The organism is Agromyces rhizosphaerae (assembly GCF_027925245.1).
Classification (GTDB): domain Bacteria; phylum Actinomycetota; class Actinomycetes; order Actinomycetales; family Microbacteriaceae; genus Agromyces; species Agromyces rhizosphaerae.
Genome location: NZ_BSDP01000001.1, coordinates 673,161 through 687,328 on the forward strand (window position 1 = coordinate 673,161; position 14,168 = coordinate 687,328).

At 71.1% G+C, this 14,168-nt stretch carries 15 protein-coding genes; 4 read left to right on the forward strand and 11 right to left on the reverse strand.

The window, feature by feature from the left end; genetic code table 11:
- Nucleotides 1-41: 41 nt before the first annotated feature.
- The 3 genes from QMG39_RS03190 to QMG39_RS03200 all read right to left on the reverse strand — a co-directional run bounded on the left by QMG39_RS03190 (nt 42) and on the right by QMG39_RS03200 (nt 3,357).
- Nucleotides 42-1,388: an ABC transporter substrate-binding protein gene (locus QMG39_RS03190; RefSeq protein WP_281882389.1), complete on the reverse strand. Its 1,347-nt coding sequence runs from the start codon at nt 1,386-1,388 to the stop codon at nt 42-44.
- Nucleotides 1,389-1,492: 104 nt separating this feature from the next.
- The gene (locus tag QMG39_RS03195) at nt 1,493-2,416 is read right to left on the reverse strand and encodes a carbohydrate ABC transporter permease (RefSeq protein WP_281882390.1); all 924 of its coding nucleotides are present in this window, start codon (nt 2,414-2,416) and stop codon (nt 1,493-1,495) included.
- Nucleotides 2,413-3,357 carry a carbohydrate ABC transporter permease gene (locus tag QMG39_RS03200; RefSeq protein ID WP_281887140.1) on the reverse strand — a complete coding sequence of 315 codons (945 nt, stop codon included), beginning with the start codon at nt 3,355-3,357 and terminating at the stop codon, nt 2,413-2,415. Before QMG39_RS03200 ends, QMG39_RS03195 begins: the two co-directional genes overlap by 4 nt.
- 119 nt (nt 3,358-3,476) lie before the next feature.
- On the opposite strand from QMG39_RS03200, the gene QMG39_RS03205 reads away from it, so the two are divergent.
- Nucleotides 3,477-4,505 (forward strand): LacI family DNA-binding transcriptional regulator, encoded by a 1,029-nt coding sequence (locus tag QMG39_RS03205; protein WP_281882391.1) that lies wholly within the window; start codon nt 3,477-3,479, stop codon nt 4,503-4,505.
- A 54-nt stretch (nt 4,506-4,559) separates the two neighbouring features.
- Nucleotides 4,560-4,955: a YybH family protein gene (locus QMG39_RS03210; protein ID WP_281882392.1), complete on the forward strand. Its 396-nt coding sequence runs from the start codon at nt 4,560-4,562 to the stop codon at nt 4,953-4,955.
- A gap of 82 nt (nt 4,956-5,037) precedes the next feature.
- Here QMG39_RS03210 and QMG39_RS03215 read toward each other — a convergent pair whose 3' ends face one another.
- The 8 genes from QMG39_RS03215 to QMG39_RS03250 form a co-directional block, all read right to left on the reverse strand.
- On the reverse strand, nt 5,038-6,132 hold the full coding sequence (locus QMG39_RS03215) for an SIS domain-containing protein (RefSeq protein WP_281882394.1): 1,095 nt from the start codon (nt 6,130-6,132) through the stop codon (nt 5,038-5,040).
- Nucleotides 6,129-6,719 carry an ATP-binding cassette domain-containing protein gene (locus QMG39_RS03220; RefSeq protein ID WP_281887142.1) on the reverse strand — a complete coding sequence of 197 codons (591 nt, stop codon included), beginning with the start codon at nt 6,717-6,719 and terminating at the stop codon, nt 6,129-6,131. Before QMG39_RS03220 ends, QMG39_RS03215 begins: the two co-directional genes overlap by 4 nt.
- A gap of 2 nt (nt 6,720-6,721) precedes the next feature.
- Nucleotides 6,722-6,892 (reverse strand): P-loop NTPase family protein, encoded by a 171-nt coding sequence (locus QMG39_RS03225; RefSeq protein WP_281882395.1) that lies wholly within the window; start codon nt 6,890-6,892, stop codon nt 6,722-6,724.
- Complete coding sequence (locus tag QMG39_RS03230) at nt 6,889-8,115, reverse strand: alanine racemase (RefSeq protein ID WP_281882396.1); 1,227 nt, start codon at nt 8,113-8,115, stop codon at nt 6,889-6,891. Before QMG39_RS03230 ends, QMG39_RS03225 begins: the two co-directional genes overlap by 4 nt.
- 3 nt (nt 8,116-8,118) lie before the next feature.
- Entirely contained in the window at nt 8,119-9,099 is a 981-nt protein-coding gene (locus QMG39_RS03235) for an ABC transporter permease (protein ID WP_281882397.1), read from the reverse strand.
- Nucleotides 9,096-10,025 carry an ROK family protein gene (locus QMG39_RS03240; protein WP_281882398.1) on the reverse strand — a complete coding sequence of 310 codons (930 nt, stop codon included), beginning with the start codon at nt 10,023-10,025 and terminating at the stop codon, nt 9,096-9,098. The genes QMG39_RS03235 and QMG39_RS03240 overlap by 4 nt, the downstream gene beginning before the upstream one ends.
- Complete coding sequence (locus tag QMG39_RS03245; protein WP_281882399.1) at nt 10,022-11,029, reverse strand: phosphotriesterase family protein; 1,008 nt, start codon at nt 11,027-11,029, stop codon at nt 10,022-10,024. Before QMG39_RS03245 ends, QMG39_RS03240 begins: the two co-directional genes overlap by 4 nt.
- Before the next feature lie 78 nt (nt 11,030-11,107).
- Nucleotides 11,108-12,241, reverse strand: coding sequence for a substrate-binding domain-containing protein (locus tag QMG39_RS03250; protein WP_281882400.1), 1,134 nt, complete (start codon nt 12,239-12,241; stop codon nt 11,108-11,110).
- A gap of 210 nt (nt 12,242-12,451) precedes the next feature.
- Between QMG39_RS03250 and QMG39_RS03255 the strand changes: the two genes are divergently transcribed.
- Both QMG39_RS03255 and QMG39_RS03260 read left to right on the forward strand, forming a co-directional pair.
- Entirely contained in the window at nt 12,452-13,600 is a 1,149-nt protein-coding gene (locus QMG39_RS03255) for an ROK family transcriptional regulator (RefSeq protein ID WP_281882401.1), read from the forward strand.
- Nucleotides 13,601-13,704: 104 nt separating this feature from the next.
- Complete coding sequence (locus QMG39_RS03260) at nt 13,705-14,001, forward strand: hypothetical protein (protein WP_281882402.1); 297 nt, start codon at nt 13,705-13,707, stop codon at nt 13,999-14,001.
- Nucleotides 14,002-14,168: the final 167 nt, after the last annotated feature.

Sequence of the window (14,168 nt, forward strand, 5' to 3'; positions counted from 1 at the left end):
GGCCGGATGTCCCGGCCGGCCCACGCCCGATCGGTGTGCTGCTACTCGCTGACCGTGAAGCCCTGCGAGTTCCCGTACTCGACGAGCTGCGACTGCCATGCGGCGAGTCCCTCCTCGAGCGGCGCGGTGTTCAGGTAGGACTGGCCCACGGTGTCGCCGAAGATGCTGTTCGCGTAGACCTGGAACGGCAGGTACTGCCACCCCGCGGAGACGTCCTTCGACGCCTGCGTGAGCACCTCGTTGATCTGCTGGCCGCCGAAGTAGTCCGACTCGAAGGCGAGGAACTCGGGGTCCTCCAGCTCGCCGGTGGTCGACGGGAAGCCGCCCGCCTCCAGGAAGATCGCGATGCTCGCCGGGTCGCTGTTCAGCCAGCGCAGGAACGCGGCGGCCAGCGCCGGGTTCTCGCTCTGCTGCGTGACCGACTGGCCGCCGCCGCCGTTCTCGGCCGAGACCGGGCTGCCGTCGTAGGTCGGCATGGGTGCGACGCGCCAGTCACCGGCCGCGTCGGCGACGCTCGACTCGAGCACGCCGGGCATCCAGGCGCCGGTCACGAGGGTCGCGATCGAGCCGTCGGCCAGACCCTGGTACCACTCGTCGGTCCAGCCGGGCGTGTCGGAGAGCAGTCCCTCCTCGACCAGCTGGTCCCACACACCGGTCCACTGCTGGGTGCCCTCGTCGGCCAGGTCGATCGTCACGTCGGTGCCGGAGACCTGGAACGGACGGCCGCCGGCCTGCCAGATCATGCTGGTGGTGAAGCCGGCGTCACCCGTGTCGGAGGTGATGAACTTCGACGGGTCGGCCTCGTTCAGGGCGCGTGCGGCGTCGAGGTACTCGTCCCACGTGGTGGGCACCTCGATGCCGTACTCGTCGAACACGCTCGCGTTGTAGAAGAGCGCCATGGGGCCGGAGTCCTGCGGCAGGCCGACGAGCTTGCCGTCGACGTTCACGGCACCCCAGGTGGAGGCGCTGTACTGGTCCTCGAGCGAGTCGAGGCCGTACTCCGAGAGGTCGAGCAGCGAGTCCGTCAGCGCGAACTGCGGGATGGCGTAGTACTCGATCTGCACGACGTCGGGGGCGCCCGAGCCCGCCTTGATCGCGTTCTGGAGCTTGGTGTACTCCTCGGTGTTCGTCCCCGCGTTGACGAGTTCGACGTCGACGTTGGGGTAGGCCTCCTCGAACGCGGCGACCTGCGCCTCGGCGCTGGGGGTCCAGCTCCAGTACGTGATGCTGCCGCCGGCCTCGAGCGCGGCGTCGAGATCGTCGACGCTGCCGCCCGACGATGTGGCGGAGTCGCCGCCCGTCGAGCACGCGGCGAGCGCGCCGACCGCGAGCAACGCCGTGGCGGCGATGGTGACCCGGCGCCCGAGAGCGCTGCGGAAGATGGTCATGTGAGTTCCCTTCACTTCGTTGTGCCGTCTTGCGGTGTGGTGGTTCCGGGGCCAGGACGCTCCGGTCGGGCGGTCGATCGTGCCGTCGATGCAGTGCCGCCCGGTCACTGCTTGACGCTCCCGGCGCTGAGCCCCGACTGCCAGAACCGCTGGAGGCCGAGGAACGCGACGACGATGGGGATGATCGTGAGGAGGGACCCCGTGATCACCAGGTTGTAGATGGGCTGCGCGCTGACGCCCGTCGCCTGCGCGTTCCACTGGTTGAGGCCCACGGTGAGCGGGTACCAGGTCGGGTCGCTCAGCATGATGAGCGGCAGGAAGTAGTTGTTCCAGGTCGCGACGACCGTGAACAGCAGTACCGTGACGATGCCCGGTGCGAGCAGGCGGATCGAGATCGTGAAGAAGGTGCGGAACTCGCCGGCTCCGTCCATCCGCGCCGCCTCGAGCAGTTCCTTCGGCACCGAGTCGACCGCGTACACCCAGATCAGGTAGAGCCCGAAGGGACTGATGAGCGACGGGATGATGATCGCCCACGGGGTGTTGGTGAGCCCGAGCTGGCTGAACATGAGGAAGGTCGGCACCGCGAGCGCCGTGCCGGGAACGGCGATGGCACCCAGCACGACGGCGAAGATCGCGCGTCGGCCGCTGAAGCGGAACTTCGCGAGCCCGTACCCGGCGAGGGTCGCGAGCAGGGTCGCTCCGCCCGCCCCGACCACGACGTACAGCAGCGTGTTGCCGAACCAGCGCAGGAAGATGCCGTCGTCGTAGGTCAGCGTCTCCCAGATGTTCGAGAACAGGGCGAAGTCGTCGCCGAACCAGAGGCCGAAGGTCGAGAACAGGTCGGCCTGGGTCTTGGTCGCGTTGATGACGAGCCAGGCCAGGGGCACGAGGCTGTACAGCGCGAACACGACCATGAGGAGCGTGAAGGCGATCGACTTGCGGGGGCGCAGCGGCGAGGACTCGCGCCGTTGCGATGCACGGGCGGCGGGGCGCCCGGTCCCGGGGCGCTTCGCGGTGGCGATCGTCATCGGTCCTCCTTCCGCGAGCCGCGGAGTTGCACGACGTAGGCGATCACCGCGGTGATCACGCCCATGACGATGGCGACGGTGGCCGAGTAGTTGTACTGCTGGCCCGCGAACGAGAGGTTGTAGGCGTACATGTTGGGTGTGAAGTAGGTCGTGATGACGTTCGGCGCGAGCGTGCGCAGGATGTTCGGCTCGTTGAACAACTGGAAGCTGCCGATGATCGAGAAGATCGTGGCGATCACGATCGCGCCGCGGAGTGCCGGCAGCTTGATCGCGCGGACGACGCGGAACTGACCCGCGCCGTCGATCGCGGCCGCCTCGTAGAGGTCGGTGGGGATCACGCGGAGCGCCGAGTAGAAGATCAGCATGTTGTAGCCGACGAACTCCCAGGTGACGATGTTGCCGATCGACACGAGGATCCAGGAGCCCGCGAACGGGGTGACGACGTCGCCGCCGAGCGCGTCGTTGACGTTCGCGACGAGACCGAACTTGTCACCGAAGATGAAGCCCCACATGAGCACGGCCACGACGGCCGGCACCGCGTACGGCAGGAAGACCACGATGCGGAAGAAGTTCGACGCGTGCAGTCGTGCGCTGTCGATCGCCAGCGCGGCGACCAGCGCGAGCGCGAGCATGACGGGCACCTGCACGAGCAGGAACAGCACGACCCGGGCGAAGCCCTCCCAGAACTGGCCGTCCTGCAGCAGCTGCACGTAGTTGTCGAACCCGACGAACGCGTTGCCTCCGACGATCTGCTCGCGGAAGAGGCTGAGGAACAGCGAATAGACCACCGGTGCGATGAACACCAGCAGGAAGACGACGAGGAACGGCGCCGTGAAGGCCAGCCCCTTCCATTCGCTGCGATTGCCGCGCAGCGGTCGTCGAGCGGATGCCGCAGGGGTGCGTTCCGTCGGCGGCGGTGTCGTCGTGCGTTCCGACGTCATTGTCATCGGTGTTTCCCATCTCCTCCATGTTTACGTCAACATGGCTGTCGGAACCGTAGCATGTTTACGTCAACATCGGAAACACTACGATGAACACGGGGCCGGAGAAGGAGGCGACGATGTCTGCATCGACTCCAGCCGCCACGCGCAGACGGGGCGTCTCGATGGCCGACGTCGCACGCGAGGCGAACGTGTCGGGCCAGACGGTCTCGCGGGTCGCCAACGGCCGCGAGAACGTCGACCCCGAGACCCGCGCCCGAGTGCTCGCGGCGATGCACCGGCTCGGCTACCGGCCCAACAGCGCGGCCCGCGCGCTCCGCTCCGGCCGCTTCCACAGCATCGGCGTGATCATGTTCACGCTCTCCAGCTTCGGCAACATGCGCACGCTCGACGCCGTCGCCAGCGCCGCGGCCGACGCCGGGTACTCCATCACGCTCATCCCCGTCTCGCACCGCACCGGCGGCGAAGTCTCCGAGGCGGTCGACCGCCTGAGCGAGGAAGCCGTCGACGGCGTGATCATGGTCGTCGAGGCGCACCTGCTCGACGAGCGCGAGATCGATCTGCCCGCCGGGCTGCCGGTCGTGGTGGTCGACTCCAACGCCCGGGACCGATTCCCGGTCGTCGACACCGACCAGGCCCACGGTGCCCGACTCGCGACGCGCCACCTGCTCGACCTCGGGCATCGCACCGTGCACCACGTCGCGGGACCCGAGTCCTCGTTCTCGGCGATGCACCGCCGCGAGGCGTGGGAGCGTGAGCTCCGCATGGCGGGCGCCCCCGTCCCTCCGGTGCACGTCGGCGACTGGACGAGCGAATCGGGTCATGAGATCGGCCGCGCGCTGGCATCCGACCCCGACGTGACCGCGGTGTTCGCGGCAAACGACCAGATGGCCCTCGGAGTGCTCCGAGCGATGCACGAGGCCGGACGAGCAGTTCCCGCCGAGGTCAGCGTCGTCGGCTTCGACGACATGGAGGAGGCGCGAAGCTTCTGGCCGCCGCTGACCACCGTGCGCCAGTTCTTCGGCGAGGTCGGCCGACGCTCGGTCGAGGCCCTCATCCGCGAGGTCGAGGAGGGCGAGCTGCACGGCGTGGAACTCGTGCCCACCGAGCTCGTCGTGCGCGAGAGCACCGCCCCTCCCCCGTCCTGACCACGGCCCGCGCGCCCGGTTGTGCCCGCGCGCCCACGGGAGGATGCTGAGGGCATGAGCGATCACCAGGATTTCCTCGCGTGGGTGCACCACGATCTGGTCGCGGCGGAGCGGGCGTTGTTCAACGGCGACGACGCCCCCCGCAAGGCGATCTGGTCGTCGAACGAACCGGTGAGCGTGCTCGGCGCCTGGCGCAACGGCGTCGGCCGCGCCGAGCTCGTGGGTGCGTTCGACGAGCTCACGATGACCTTCTCGAACTGCACGAGCTACTCGCTCGACCTCATCTCGTCGGACGTCGTCGGCGACATGGCGTTCACCGCCGGCTACGAGCGCATCTCGTGCGACGTCGACGGCAAACCGCGCACGATGACGGTGCGCGCGACCCAGGTCTACCGCCGTGAGGAGGGCGCCTGGCGCGTGGTGCACCGCCACGCCGACCCGATCGGCTGACGCGTCGGGCGCTCGGGTCGCCACGGAGTACGCGAAGTGCGGGAACGCATCGGTGATTCCCGCACTCTGCGTACTCTCTCGCTCAGCGCGTCAGCGTCACCTTGCTCAGCCCGAGCGGGCGGTCGGGGTCGAGCCCGCGCCGCACCGACAGGTCGGCGGCGAGCAGCTGCAGCGGGAGGATCTCGAGCATCGGCACGAGCTCGGGGTGCGCAGCGGATGCGGCGTCGAGCGACCAGGTCGCTCCGGCGACCGTGCCCGGGCCGATCTCCAGCACGCGCGCGCCGCGGGCGAGTGCGGCCTCGGAGAAGTCCCCGACCGACTCGCGGCCACCCGGTGAGGCGGTCAGCGCGACGACCAGGGTCCCGGCGTCGACCTGGCCGAGCGGGCCGTGCGTGGCATCCGCGGCGCTCCAGCCGGACGCGGCGACGCCGCTCGTCTCCATGAGCTTCAGCGCCCCCTCCTTCGCGGTGGCCATCGAGTACCCGCGGCCGACCAGCACGATGCGCTGGACGTCGAGCACGTCCGCGACGATCGAGCCGACGAAGCTCGGCAGTCGATCGAGCAGGGCTCGCGCGGCCCTCGCCGCATCCGCCGTCTCGGCCGCGAGCGCGTCGAGCGATGCACCGGCGACCGCACGCGCGAGGGTGCGCACCGCCAGCAGCTCCGCGGTGTAGCTCTTCGTCGCCGCGACCGAGCGCTCGGGGCCGGCCGCGAGGTCGAGGTGCAGGTCCGCCGCGTCCGCGAGCCCGCTGGCCGCGTCGTTCGTCGCAGCGACGAGCGGCAGACCGGCCTCGCGCAGCGCCGCAGCGGTCGCGATCAGGTCGGGCGACCGCCCCGACTGGGAGAGCGCGAGCTGGACGCCGCGCGGATACGCCTGCGTCGTGCCGAACACGCTGTGCGTGCTGGGCGTGGTGAGCATCGCCGGAATGCCGAGCACGTTCTGCACCAGATACTGCCCGTAGATCGCCGCGTGGTCGCTCGACCCCCGTGCGACGAATGCGAACAGTTCGGGCCGCGCTTCCCGAACGAGTGCGACGGCCCGCTCCCAGGCGTCGCGCTGCGAGGGAATAAGCCCGGCCCAGCGCTCCGGCTGCTCGTCGATCTCGGCGCGCATGAGCGCTCCGCCCAGCGGGGCATCCGTCTCGCCCTCCATCACCGGCCGGGCACCCCCGCTCACGAACTCAGCCCCGTGATCATCGACACCAGCTCGTTGTGCGAGGTCTCGACGACCCGCCGGGTGCCGACCTGCCGGCCGCGCCGCAGCACGGTGACCCGGTCTGCGATGCGGAACACCTGCTCCATGTTGTGGCTCACGACGAGCACCGCCGCGCCGCGCTCCTTGAGCTTCAGGATGAGCTCCTCGACCTTCGCGGTCTCGGCGACGCCGAGCGCGGCGGTCGGCTCGTCCATGAGCACGAGCCTGCTGGCCCAGTGCGTGGCGCGCGCGATGGCGATCGCCTGGCGCTGCCCGCCCGACAGGTCGCCGAGCGGCGACTTCGCCGAGGGGATGCGCACGTCGAGGTCGTCCACCAGCTGCTGCGTCTGCCGGGCCATCTCGGCGCGGTCGAGCAGCCCGAGCGGCGCCTTCCGCAGCTCGCGCCCGAGGAACAGGTTCATGTAGACGGGCTGCAGGTCGACCAGCGCGAGGTCCTGGTAGACGACCTCGACGCCGTTGGCACGCGCGTCGGACGCGTCGCGGAACGCCACCTTCTCGCCACCGAGGCGGATCTCTCCGTCGGTCGGCTGGTGCACGCCCGAGATCATCTTCACGAGCGTGGACTTGCCCGCGCGCCGTTGTCGCCGACGAGGGCGACGACCTCCCCCGCCTCGACCTCCAGGTCGAACCGCTCGATGGCGACGATGGCGCCGAAGTGCTTGCTGATGCCCGAGAGGCTGAGCGGATGCTCCGCGGTCGCCGTCTGCTCGTGTTCGCTCATCGTGCTCGCTCCATTCCGTCGATCGCGTCGGCGACGCCGAGCGGTCGTGATCCGTCGGCCGACCAGATGCCCTCGAGCCTCGGGGCGCCGCTCGCCAGTCCGCTGATGCCCGCGGTCAGCGCCCGGGTGACGAACACCTGCGGGCGGAACCCGAACACCACGGTGTCGCCGGGCTGTGCGGCCCCGGCGGGCACGGCCACGGTCGCGTAGTAGTCGATCGCCTCGGCTGCGGGCATCTCCACCGGGCGAGGGGTGACGGATGCCGCGTCCTCATCGGCCCGGACGATGAGTGCCTCGGTAGCGAGGTCTCCCAGCACCGGGTCGACGTAGAGCCCGCCGCCGAACACGTAGGCCCGGTCGTTCCAGAGGTGCGAGACCTCCGACACGTAGGCGATGGCGGGCTCCTCGACGAGGTCGCGGGCAGCGTGCAGCGGAGTCGTGCCGGTGAGCCCGTGCCCCGGCTCGACCTGGGTCGCGCCGGCCTCGGCGAGGCGCTCGAGCGCAGCGACCGACGTGGTGCCCGGCGCGTTCAGCTCGACGTCTGCGAAGCCGGCCGCCTCGAGCTCGCGCTTCGCGCGGGTGAGCGTGGTGAGGTTCGGCGTCGAGACGACGTCGCCGGTGCCCGCATCGAACAGCGTTGCGGGGAAGCTCGTGACGCCCGCGAACCGCAGGCCGGGGATCGCGTCGACGCGGCGCGCGGCGTCGACGACCTGCTCGGCCGGGAACCCGCCCTCGTGCCCGGTGTAGAACCGGTCGCCCTCGCCGACGATGCGCAGCAGCACGTCCTGCGTGCGACCGGCGGCGACCGACGCGGCGCCGGCCTCCTCTGCCTTCTGCTCGTCGAACACGGTCCAGTACAGGGGCGCGAGCGCGGCGGCCTCGGCGGCGCGGTAGCGCGGGATCTGCACGAGGTGGCCGACGTGCCCGGCGGCGAGCCCGCCCGTCGCGGCGGCGATGGCGCACTCGAGGTCGACACCGACGGCGTGCCTGATGCCGCCGGCGCGGATCGCCCTCGAGGCATCCGGATTGCGGCCGATCTGCTTGGTCATGGCGAATGCGGTGAGGCCCAGCCGGTCGGCCTCGGCGCTGACGGCGGCGGCGTTGCGCTCGACGGCGTCGAGGTCGATCACGTAGGTGTTCGGCGGCAGCGCGCCGGAACGGTGGAAGGCGACGGCGGCGTCGATGAGCTTCGGGTTGCGGCGTCGGAGCAGCGGCAGGAACACGGGTCAGCTCCCCTTCTTGCCGCGGAGCGACAGTGAGACGGCGATGAGGATGATGACGCCGCGCACGATCTCCTGCTGCGCCACGGTGAGACCGGCCAGGAGCAGGCCGTAGTTGATCATGCTCATGAAGAGGCTGCCGACGACCGCGCCGATCATCGACGCCCTGCCGCCGGTGAGGGCGGTGCCGCCGACGATGACCGCGGCGAGCACGCTCATGAGGTCGGTGGTGCCGAGCGTGTAGGTGGCGCCGGCGAGTCGCCCCGCGTAGAGCAGACCGGCGAGGGCGGCGGTCGCACCGCTCAGCATGAACACGGCGATGCGGATGCGGGTGACCTTGATGCCGCTGACGCGCGCCGCCGAGGCGTGGTTGCCGACCGCGAGCACGTGGGCGCCGAACCGGCGCTGGCGCAGCACGTGCCAGCCGATGGCGGCGACGACCACCGACCACCAGATGTAGATCGGGATGCCGAGGAGCGCCCCGCCGCCGAAGGTCCAGACGAAGGTCGGGTCGGTCACGGGCACCGACTGCAGGTTGGTGATCTGCTGGGCGAGGCCGGCGACGAGGCCCATCGTGGCGAGCGTGACGAGGAAGGACGGCAGTCGCACGAGGGTGATGAACAGGCCGTTGACCAGACCGATCGTGGCACCGACGGCGAGCCCGGCGAGTGCCGCGACCCACCACATGCCGGTCGCCTGCAGCGTCACCGCTGCCGACAGGGCCGCGAGTGCGACGGTCGAGCCGATGGAGAGGTCGATCTCGCCGAGGCTCAGCACGAAGACGGTGCCGACGGCCATGATCGTGATGGGCGTCGCCTGCGTGATGATGTTCACCAGCGTCGTGCCGTTGAGGAACGTCGAACCCTGGGTCGCGGCGAAGTAGGCGAACACGACGACGAAGCCGATGTAGACGACGGAGTTCCGCCAGTTCCACGAGCGGGGCACCACCCCCTTCGCGGTGGGGGTCGTGGCGGGTGCGGTGGTCATGCGGGGACTCCTTCGTGGGTGCGGTCCGTGGCGGCGTCGCTCGCGAGCCGCAGCGCGCCGAGCACGGGCGCCGCGCTGCCGAGCGCGCTGATGGTGACGGGGAGCCGGCCGCGACCGAGTCGGTCGAGCCAGCCGAGGATCGCCTCGAGCAGTTCGGGTCGCGAGCCGATGCCGCCTCCGAGCACGACTCGGCCCGGGTCGACGATGGCGTCGACGGCGGCGATCGCGTGCGCGATCCAGCGGGCCTCCTCGTCGAGCGCAGAGACGGCGCGCGGGTCGCCGTCGGCGGCGCGGGCGAAGACCTCGCGGGCCGTTGCGCCCGGCGCGTACCGCGCGGCGAGCGCGTCGCCCGCGACGACCTCCTCGAGCGCGCCGCGCCGGTGCGCGGCCGGGTCGAGCGGGTCGGCGCCGAACGGCAGGTAGCCGATCTCGCCCGCGGCGTTGCCCGCGCCGTGCACGAGCTCGCGGCCGAGCACGAGGCCCATGCCGATGCCGGTGCCGATCGACACGAACGCGAAGTCGTCGTGCTCGCGACCGATGCCGGCGGCGAGTTCGCCGAGCGCGGCGACGTTCACGTCGTTGTCGAGCACCACGGGGCATCCGACCGCGAGCCGGAGTTCGTCGACCAGGCTCACCGAGCTCACGTCACCGAGGTTCGGCGCCTGGTCGAACCCGCCCTGGCCGGCGTCGGGCACGCCCGCGCCGCCGATGCCGATGGCGGCGAGGTGATCGAGTGGCACGGATGCCTCGCGGCACAGGTCGCGCACGAGCTCGGCGAGCTGCGTGACGAGCGCACGCCCGCCCTCGCTCGCGGTGGGGCGCTCGAGTTCCGCGAGCGCGCCGGGCGCGTCCGGCACCGCAATGCCGGCGCGCACCTTGGTGCCGCCGAGGTCGATGCCCACCATGACGCGGTCGGGCGCGCTCATGCGGCGACCTCCAGCAGACGGGCCGGCGTGCGGGCGGTCATCTGCTCGATCGCGTCGTCGGACACGCCGCGGGCCGTCAGCTCCGGCAGGAAGCGGTCGGCGAGGTAGGCGTAGCCGAGCTGCCCGTGGGTGCCGGCGTTCATCCAGACCTCGGCGCCGGTGAGGTCCTGCGCGAGCAGGATGCGGTCGGCGTAGCCGTCGGCGACCAGCTCGGCGACGAGGTCTGCACGCCCGGCGTCGGAACGCGCGAACGCGCGCTTGCCGAACTCGCCGTCGGCGCGGTCGGGCACCGGGCCGAGGAAGAAGTCCCAGACCTCCTTGCCGATCGTGTCGATCGCGATGCGCACGCCGCGATCGATCACGCTGCGTGCGGCATCGACGCTCAACTGCGTGTCGAGATGACCGATGACCACGCGGTCGAGGTCGGCGCCCTCCGACGCGAGCAGGTCGACCTGCTCGTGCGCCATGGTGCCGTGCGTGGTGTGGGTCATGATCGTCAGGCCCGTCTCGCGGTGGGCGCGGGCGACCGCGCGGAGCACGCGGTCCTCGAACGGGGTGATCTCGTCGAGGCTGGTCGCCTGCTCGCCGTAGACCCCGGCGCGGACGCCACTGTCGCCGATGCCCGTCGTCGCGTCGGCCACGAAACGGCGGGTGAGGTCGTCGAGCGACGCCTCGCGCGCCCAGGCCGGTGCGTACGACTCGAGGTAGAGCGCGGTGCCGCTGACGATGTGCAGGCCCGAGCGCTCGGAGATCTCGGCCAGCAGGGCGGCATCCGCCCCGTCCGCATCGCGCCCGACGACACCGTACGGAGAGAGGTCGACGACGGTGCCGAAGCCCCGCTCGGCGAGGCCGGCGAGCGCGCCGACGGCGAGGTCGGCCCGATCGTCAGCGTGGCCACCGGTGAGCCAGGGGCCGGGGGTGAGTGAGAGCAGGTGCTCGTGCGGCATTATTCGCCCGAGCTCCGAGGACGGCACCGGACCGCGCACGGTCATGACTTCGGCCATCCGACTTCCTTTCGTTCGTTCCGGCGGGGTGCCGGGGCGGAGGGGCCGGGCGCCTGGCCGCGGCCCCTCCCGGGTGGATCAGCCGCCGGTGACGCTCGACGGCGGGGCGACGCCGTAGTCGGCCTCCCAGCCCTCGACGAGGTTGTCGGCGGTCACCTTCGTCGGGTCGGATGCCACGAGCGCGGGCGCCTCCTTGCCGAGCAGCCCGTACGCGCCGGCGCGGGCGAGGCCCGCACCGATGTCGAGCGAGCCGTTGCCGACCATGCCGGCGACGTTCGAGCCGGTCATCATCGCGGCGGCGACGGTCGTGTCGAGGTCGTTGGTGACGACCTGGATGTCGTCGCGGCCCGCGGCGCGGATGGCGGCGAGCACGCCCTGCGCGGCCGTGGCCCACGAGACGTAGATGCCCGTCAGGTTCGGGTTCTTGGCGATCATCGCGGCGGCGGCGGCCTGCGTCGCGGTCTCGTCGGCGAAGCCCTGCTCCTCGACGATCTCGATGTCGGGGTACGAGTAGGCGAGCCAGTCCTTGAACGACTCGTCGCGCTGGTTGGTGAACCAGAAGTTCGCGTTGTAGGAGAGGTAGCCGACCTCACCCTCGCCGCCGAGCGCGTCGCCGAGGATCTCGGCGTTCGCCTGGCCGGCCTTCGCGAGGTCCTCGGTGACGATCGAGACGAACTCCTCGCCTGCCGAGTAGCCCTCGGGCGGCGTCGTCATGATGACCAGCTCGGCGCCGGCGTCGAGGATCGGCTGGAACGACTGGGCGGCCGACGTCGGGTCGACGGCGATCGCGACCACGATGTCGGGTTCGAGGGCCATGACCGTCTGCACGTTGTTGGCCTGCGTGCCGGCGTCGAAGTTCGCCTGCGTACTGGCGACGACCTCGATGCCGAGCTCGGCGAACTCAGCACGCGCGCCCTCCTCGACGGCGGCGACGAAGTCACCCGAGGTGTGCCACACGAACGCAGCGGTGTAGTCGCCGTCGGCGACCTCGGCGAGCTCCTCATCGGTGAGCTCGAGCTCGGCGAGCGCGCCGGGAACCTCGCCGTTGGGGCCGGCGAACTCGAGGCTGGGCTCGGACGCCGCGGTGGTGTCCTCCGCCGGGGTGGCGGAGGAGTCCTGCGCGGCGCATCCGGTGAGCAGCAGCGCCGACGCGGCGGCGCCGGCGAGCGTGACCCGGAGGCCGCGCGAAGCGGTGAGTGGTGCGAGTGCCATGGGGTGTGACCTTCCGTGAGGGAACTGACCGTGGTGTGACGACCGACTTGGTGTCGGCGACTCGTCGGGGTGCTGCCTCATTTTGATTTCGTCTCGCAACCAAAGTCAAGGGTTCGAATGTCACAAACTGGTAAATCACGTCGCTCGCCCCCGCTCGAGGCCTCGTTCTGCCATACTTTGGAGTCAAGTTGACCGCAAATGGGGAGACGCATGGTCCACGACACCCGCGAACTGAACCGCACCGCCGTGCTGACGGAACTCCTCCGCATCCGCCCCGCGAGCCGGAAGCAGCTCGCGGAGGCCTCCGGCATCTCCCCCGCGACCGTCACGCGCGCCGTCGAGCAGCTGATCCAGGACGGCCTCGTCGTCGAGGGCTCGGAGCTCGTGACCGTGCAGCGCGGTCGTCGCGCGGTGCTGCTCGACGTCGTCGCCGAGCGCTCGCTCGTCGTGGGCATCGACCTCGGCGCGTCGAGCACGCGTCTCATGCTCGCGGACCTCGTCGGCACGCCCCTCGCCCGCGCAGAGGTCGCGACCCCGGTCGAGACCTCAGGCGCCGCACTCGCGACCTGGCTGGCCGGCGAGGTGCACGCGCTCGCGGGCGACGACTGGTCGCGCGTCGAGGGCATGTACGTGGGACTGCCGGGCGCTGTCGGTCGCGATGGCTCGACCATCTCGAACGCGCCGAACCTCGCTCAGGTCGAGGAGCCGGGCTTCCTCGAGGCGCTGCGCGCGCAGACCGACCGCCCCGTATTCGCCGACAACGACGCGAACCTCGCCCTGCTCGGCGAGCAGCACTTCGGCGCGGCCCGCAACGCCCCCACCGCCGTGATGCTCACCATCGGCACCGGCCTCGGCGCCGGCCTCGCGATCGACGGTCGCATCCTGCGGGGTGCGCACGGCGTCGTCGGCGAGTTCGGCCAGCTCCCGGCCGGTCCGCTCGGCACGCGGCTCGAACTCATGGTGACCGGCCCCGGCATCCTGCGTCTCGCCCGCGAGGCCGGCGTGCAGCTCGACTCCCCGGCCGACCTGTTCGCGACGGATGCCTCGGAGCCGGTGCGCGCACTGCGCGCCCACTTCGACCAGGCCATGCTCATCGTGCTGAGCGCGGCGACCGTCTCGTGCGAGCCCGAGGTCATCGTGCTCGGCGGCGGCATCGCCAAGTCGCTCGCCCGCGACCTCGGCCGATACGCGACCGTGCTCGAGCATCACCTGGGCACCGCGCCGCGGCTCGTGGCATCCGAACTCGGCGACTTCGCCGGCGCCACGGGAGCCGTGGTCGCGGCGCTGCACGAGGTGTACCGCGGCCTCGGTATCGACGACCGCGCGTTCCGCGACCTGCCGGTCGCGGTGCTCAGCTGAGCCCAGGGTCGCGTCCGGAGCGGACCCGTCGTTCCGCATACCCCTCATATTGGGGGCACGGATGTCGCTGAAACGCGCCTGCGACCGCTGCCACGATGGAACGCGTGAGCGACGACTCCGCGACCTCCACCGACCAGCCGGTCCCCGTGCTCGGCATCTCCGCGCTCATCGCGGCGACGCTCGGCTCGATCTTCGCGGCGATCCCGCCGTACCTGCTCTTCCTCGGCTGGATCCTGCTCGCGACCGCCTACGTGCTCGCCTTCATGGCACTCCAGCGCCCCGAGCCGCGCCGCCGCCCCGCGATCCTCGCGATCGTCGTCGCGCTCGCCGGCATGGGGGTCGCGGTCTACGTCGCCGTCGTCGGTGTCACGAGCGGCACGTTCGTCGAGCCGCCGGCGTAGCCGCGCCCGCTCGCCCCACCGCCGCCCACGGAGTACGCAAACCGCGGGAATCCTGCCGGCGTTCCCGCATTCTGCGTACTCGGTGGAGGCAGCGTCCGCCCACGGAGTACGCAGAATGCGGAAACGCGGCGTCGATTTCCGCAGTCTGCGTACTGCGCAGCGTGGGC